General features: G+C 77.2%; 5 protein-coding genes. 1 reads left to right on the top strand and 4 read right to left on the bottom strand.

Translation table 11 applies throughout. The features are described from left to right. Positions 1 to 138 precede the first annotated feature (138 nt). The 3 genes from ACZ4VT_RS33650 to ACZ4VT_RS33640 are packed head-to-tail and all read right to left on the bottom strand — an operon-like array spanning position 139 to position 2,924. A complete protein-coding gene (locus ACZ4VT_RS33650; protein WP_362815357.1) occupies positions 139 to 879 on the bottom strand; it encodes an SseB family protein in 741 nt (246 codons plus the stop codon). Positions 880 to 900: 21 nt separating this feature from the next. Further along, complete coding sequence (gene mycP / locus ACZ4VT_RS33645) at positions 901 to 2,124, bottom strand: type VII secretion-associated serine protease mycosin (protein ID WP_467955193.1); 1,224 nt, start codon at positions 2,122 to 2,124, stop codon at positions 901 to 903. Continuing rightward, positions 2,121 to 2,924: a hypothetical protein gene (locus ACZ4VT_RS33640; protein WP_467955192.1), complete on the bottom strand. Its 804-nt coding sequence runs from the start codon at positions 2,922 to 2,924 to the stop codon at positions 2,121 to 2,123. Before ACZ4VT_RS33640 ends, mycP begins: the two co-directional genes overlap by 4 nt. Before the next feature lie 143 nt (positions 2,925 to 3,067). On the opposite strand from ACZ4VT_RS33640, the gene ACZ4VT_RS33635 reads away from it, so the two are divergent. After that, a complete protein-coding gene (locus ACZ4VT_RS33635) occupies positions 3,068 to 4,270 on the top strand; it encodes an amino acid deaminase/aldolase (protein WP_467955191.1) in 1,203 nt (400 codons plus the stop codon). Here the strand turns inward: ACZ4VT_RS33635 and ACZ4VT_RS33630 are convergent. After that, positions 4,267 to 5,562, bottom strand: a complete 1,296-nt coding sequence (locus tag ACZ4VT_RS33630) for a haloacid dehalogenase-like hydrolase (protein ID WP_467955190.1) — start codon at positions 5,560 to 5,562, stop codon at positions 4,267 to 4,269. The two genes, ACZ4VT_RS33635 and ACZ4VT_RS33630, sit on opposite strands and share 4 nt — an antisense overlap. Positions 5,563 to 5,691: the final 129 nt, after the last annotated feature.

Here is a 5,691-nt window from a genome sequence, read left to right as displayed (position 1 = left end):
CCCGACACCACGCCACCCCCCCACACCCCTACCCCCCCCCCCCCCCCCCCTCCCCCCCCCCCCCCCCCCCCCCCCCCCCCCCCCCCCCCCCCCCCCCCCCCCCCCCCCCCCCCCCCCCTCCCCTCTTCTCTGCTCCGCTCAGCGGGTGAACAGCGCCTCACCCGGCGGCACCGGCGCGTCCGGCGGCAGCAGCGCCAGGTCCAGCCCGCGCACCAGCCGGGCCCGCAGGGTGGTGTCCGCCGCCAGGGCCTCGGCGACGCGGCGGGCCGCGGCGGGCGCCTGCGCCCCGCCGGCCAGCACGATCGCGAGGGTGCCGTCGGCGTCCGCGCCGCCCGGGCCGAGGTGGGCGCGGAGTACGGCCGGCTCCGCGGACACGGCGACCCGTACGGCCTCCCGTACGGCGGGGTCGGCCAGCGGGTCTGCGTCCGTACGGCCTTCGGCGAGCGCCAGCAGCGCGGGGCCGGTCAGCTGGTAGGCGACGGGCCCGGCCAGGTCCAGGACGACGGTGTCGGCCTTCTCGTGCGCGGCGGCGGCCAGGGCCTGGTGCAGCGGGACCGCCACCGGGCGGGCGGCCGGGTCCCAGAGCGCGAGCGAGGCGGTCGAGGTGAAGGCGGGCAGGGCCCGCCGGTCGCCGGCCCGGAGCGTCGGGACGGCCATGTCGCTGGTCTTCTCGCGCTTGAGGCCCGTCTCCGGGTCGGTCTCCACCTCGCCGAGGACGGCGACGACGGGGACCAGCAGCCGGGCCCCCTTGAGGGCGGCCAGCACCTCGGGCTCCCTGGCCCGGTCCTCGGACCAGGCGGCCAGGGCCGCGGTCAGCCGGGGATCGGCCGAGCCGTCGTCGTCGGAGAAGCCCGGGTCGGGAATGTTCTTGTTCGCCATGTTCGCCACAGTTACCCGACCCTACTGTGCCTGGTGCGAAGGTGCCGTGAGGGGCCCGTGATCGCGGCCCCGGGTGCCCCGCCGCGGGCGCCGGCCCAGTACGGCGGCCAGGACGAGCAGCACCGCTCCGGCGACCGCGGCCGCGGGGGCGCCGAGCCGGGCACCGCGCTCGGGCGGGCGGACGGGCTCGGGGCCGGGGCCGAAGTACGTGCGTCCGGCCGCGGCGGGGGCGGGCACCGCGGCCTCGGCCTGCATCGACTCGGCGGCCTGGAGGGCGGCGACGGGGTCCACCGTGCCGTGGCCGCGGGCGTCGTCGCGGCCGCCGGCCGGTGAGTCGGAGGCGGTGTCCTCCAGCAGCTTCTTGATCTGGGCCGGGGACAGGTCCGGGTGCTCGGCCTTGATCAGGGCGGCGGCGCCGGAGACGAAGGCCGCGGCGGCGCTGGTGCCCCAGCCCTCGTAGTACGAGCGGTCGGGGTCGGCGATGACCACGTCGACGCCGGGGGCGCTGACGGTGGCGTACCAGTTGCGGGTGGAGAACTTGGCCTTCTTGCCGCGGCGGTCGACGGCGGTGACGGCGATCACCCCCGGGTAGGCGGCCGGGTAGGACACGCGGTCGCCCGTCTCGCCGCCGTTGCCCGCGGAGGCGACGACGACCACGCCCCTGGCGAGCGCGTACTGGACGGCCTCGTCCTCGCCCGCCTCGTGGTGGGCGGAGTCGCTGTCGTCCCCGAGGGACAGGTTGATCACGTCGGCGCCGTGGTCGGCGGCCCAGCGGATGCCCTCCGCGAGGGCCCCGCCCTTGCTGTCGCGGGCCTTGCCGCGGCCCGGGTCGCCCTCTTCGAGGATCACCCGGACCGGCAGGATCCGCGCCTGTGGGGCGATCCCGAGGACGCCCTGGCCCCGGCTGGGTCCGTGGCCGTGCCCGGCGATGATGCTCGCCATGGCGGTGCCGTGGCGGGCCCACGCGCGGTCGCCGCGGCCGGCGCCCATGCCGATGAGGTCGGTGCCTTCGAGGACCTGCCCCGCGAGGTCGGGGTGGGAGTCGTCGACCCCGGTGTCGAGGACGGCGACGGTCACGCCGTCGCCCCGGGTGGTGCCCCAGGCCTCCTCGGCGCGGAGCGCGAGCAGGCCCCACTGGCGGTCGCGGATGGTGTCGGCGGCGGCCGGGACCGCGGTGGCGGCCGTGAGGAGGGCGGCGGCGGTGAGGGCTGCGGCGGCCCGGCCCAGTGCCCGTCCCGGGGTCATCGGCCGGCCTTCGGCGCGGGCGTGGCGGGCGGAGCGGCGAGCAGCGCCACGCCTTCGCCGATGCGGGCGGCGACCGCCTTGGCCTCGTGTCCGAGGCCCGCCTGGGCCGCGGCTCCGGTGGCGTCCTTCTTCATCAGGTCCTCGGCGGGGCGGGGCGCGTCCAGCGGGCGGCCGTCGGCGAAGGCGGAGACGGCGTAGACCACGACGGGGGCCTCGTCGAGTACGGACGCGGTCCAGGCGGCGCGCTGTCCGTCGGGGAATCCGTACGCGGGCGGGGCGGTGACCCGGCCGGTGAGGGCGGTCATCTCGGCGGCGTCGGCGGGGGTGAAGACCAGGCCGACGGTGATCAGGGAGCTGCGGGTGGCGTCGGTGTAGGTGGCGCGGAGCACGCGGGTGCAGCCGGCGCCGGCCAACAGGTCCTGCCAGTCGGCGGCCAGGGCGGCCGCGCAGTCGGCGTCGGGTGCGAGCGCGACGCGGGTCCAGGCGCGGTCGGAGCCGCCGGGGCCGGCGGCGGGGCCGGCCAGGACGGGCGGGAGCAGGGTGTCCACGGGCGCGGCCCGCCACAGCGACTCGGCCTTGCGGTAGGCGGCGTCGGCGGGCAACGGGCGGTTCGCGGCGCGGTGTTCGGCCCAGGTGGTGACGGCGGCTCCGCCGACGAGGCCGCCCCCGAGGAGGAGGCAGAGCGCGGCGGCGAGGACGCGTCCGGGGTGGCGGCGCGGCGGGGCGTGCGCGGGCTGGGGCGGCGGGGACCAGGGATCGGGCTCGCCCGGAATCGTGGTCCGCGGTGTCGTCGTGGTCATCCGGCGGCTCCGCCCCCCGTTCCGTACGGCTGCCTGCCCGTACTCTACGGGGTCTGCGGCGGGGCTCCGCGGGGCCGGTGTCCCCGCCTCCGGCGGCCGCCGACCCCTACCCACCGGTAGAGACCTCTGGCAAGCTGCCGCCCATGAACTCCCCCGCCGCCGACCGCGCCCGGTACGACCGGGCGACCGCGCACCTGGACGCGCCGCTGGCCATCGTGGACCTCGACGCCTTCGACGCCAATGCCGACGACCTCGTGCGCCGGGCCGGCGGGAAGCCGGTCCGGGTCGCCAGCAAGTCGGTCCGGTGCCGTGCGCTGCTCGAACGCGTGCTGGCCCGGCCGGGGTTCGCCGGGATCATGTCGTACACCCTGGCCGAGTCGCTGTGGCTGGCCCGGTCCGGGTTCGAGGACGTGCTCCTCGCGTATCCGTCCGCCGACCGGGCCGGCTTCGCCGAGCTGGCGAACGACGCCAAGCTGGCCGGCGCCGTCACGGTGACGGTCGACGATCCCGCGCAGCTGGAGCTGATCGACGGGGCCCGCGACGGGGGCGCCGAGGAGATCCGCGTCTGCCTGGAACTGGACACCGCCCTGCAGCTGTTCGGCGGCCGCGTCCGGGTCGGGGCCCGCCGGTCCCCGCTGCGCGAGCCGGCGCAGCTGGCCGCGCTGGCCCGTACGGTCTCGGCCCGGCCGGGGTTCCGGGTGGTGGGCCTGATGGCGTACGAGGGCCACGTCGCCGGGGTCGGGGACGCGCTGGCCGGCCGGCCGCTGCGCTCCCGGGTGATCCGGGTGATGCAGGGCGCGGCCCGCCGGGAGCTCGCGGCGCGGCGGGCCGAGGTGGTGCGGGCCGTGCGGGCCGTCGTACCGGACCTGGAGTTCGTCAACGGCGGCGGGACCGGCAGTGTGCAGCAGACGGCCGCCGAGGACGCGGTGACCGAGGTGGCCGCCGGGTCCGGGCTGTACGTGCCGCGGCTGTTCGACAACTACACCTCCTTCAGCGGGCGTCCGGCGGCGCTGTTCGCGCAGCCGGTGGTGCGCAGGCCCGGTGTGGGCGTGGTGACGGTGCTCGGGGGCGGCTACCCGGCCTCGGGTGCGGCCGGCGCCGATCGCCTGCCGGTGCCGTACCTGCCGCAGGGGCTGCGCTACGACTCCCAGGAGGGGGCGGGCGAGGTGCAGACCCCGCTGCTGGGCGGCCCGGCCGACGATCTGCTGATCGGCGACCGGGTCTGGTTCCGGCACGCGAAGGCGGGCGAGCTGTGCGAGCGCTTCGACACGCTGCACCTGGTGGAGGCGGACCGGGTGACGGCCACCGCCCCGACCTACCGGGGTGAGGGCCGCACCTTCCTCTAGGGGGTGTCCTGGCGGGCCGGGTCCTGGAACACGGAGTCCGTCTGGTCGGGGATGACGCTGGTGTCGCCGCGCAGGACCGGTCCCTTGGTGCCGTCGTGGTCGACGTAGCCCGTCGTCGCGCACGGGTAGGGGCCGGTCTTCTGCTGCTTGGGCCCGATGAACATGGGGTTGACTATCCAGCGGCCGTCGCTGTTGTCGTAGGCCCGGCACATCAGCTCGTTCTTGTTGCGGTTCACGACGAGCCGCAGGGCGGTGGCGTCGCGCAGGAAGGAGACGTCGGTGTCGGAGTCGCCGGCGGCGAACACCTGGCGGCGGGCGGCGGGCTGGACCTTCTCGGCGGCCGCGCCGCGCACCCCGAAGATCTCCTTGTTGATCCAGCAGCGCTTGCCGTCGATGTAGGTGGTCATCGTGTCGGCGCCGTCCCGGACGGATCCGCAGCCCTGCAGGTGGGAGGTGAGCCTCCCGCCGTGGGTGGTGGTGTTGCGGATGCCGATGACGTGGTCCGCGTCGATGCCGGCGCCCCCGGCCCACACCTCGACGACCGGCTGGGGCGAGGCCGAGCTGATCCAGACGTCGAAGCCGGCCTTCCGCAGCGTGCCGATCAGGTCCTTCTGCTGCTCGTAGTAGCGCACCCAGCCGGTGGCGGTGCCGCTGCCGACCTGCTGCACGGCGCCGACGGGCGCGGCGAGGTTCTCGGCGCGGGCGGCGGCGGCGAAGCCGCGGATCTCGCGGGCGGTCCAGCCCTGCATGAGCTGGGGCAGCCAGGAGTACGAGGGCTCGGTCGTGCGGCGGTCCCAGCCGGCGAAGGCGGTGGCGCCGGCGCGGGTCGCGGCGGTCCCGTAGACGGCGTTGATCTCGTCCGCGCAGTCGGCTCCGCCGGGGGTCCCGGTGGGCAGCGGGGCGCCGGGGCGGGCGAGGGCGTCGCAGGCGCCTGCGAGGGCGGTGGCGGCGGCCGGGGTGAGGAAGCGGCTGGTGGCGGCCCAGTCGGCGGGGCGGCGGATCTTTCCGTTGCGCAGCAGCCAGAACATGGTGGCGTCGCCGACGTCGTTCTTGACGACGGTGTTGTCCCAGTCGAAGACGGCGACGGGTCTGGCGCGGGCGGGCCGGTACGGGTTGCAGCTTCCGTACTGGTCGATGAGCTCCTGGAGCCGGGCCTGGTTGTCGCCGTACCAGCCGGGGCCGACGGTCGCCCGGCGGCAGTGGCTCCGGTCCGCCTCGGCGGGCGGGGCCAGCAGGAGTCCGGAGCCGGCGGCCGCGATGAGGGCGAGGGTGGCGGTTCTGTTGCTGCGCATGCTGCTCCTCGGGGTTCGGGCACGGAACGGCCGGGGGGGGGGGGGGGGGGGGGGGGGGGGGGAAGGGGGGGTGGGGGGGCGGGGGGGGGGGGGCTGGAGGGGGGGCGGGGGGGGGAGGGGGCCAAAGAG

Source organism: Streptomyces sp. NPDC029164 (genome assembly GCF_055563995.1).
This window is presented reverse-complemented; position numbering and strand designations above follow the sequence as displayed.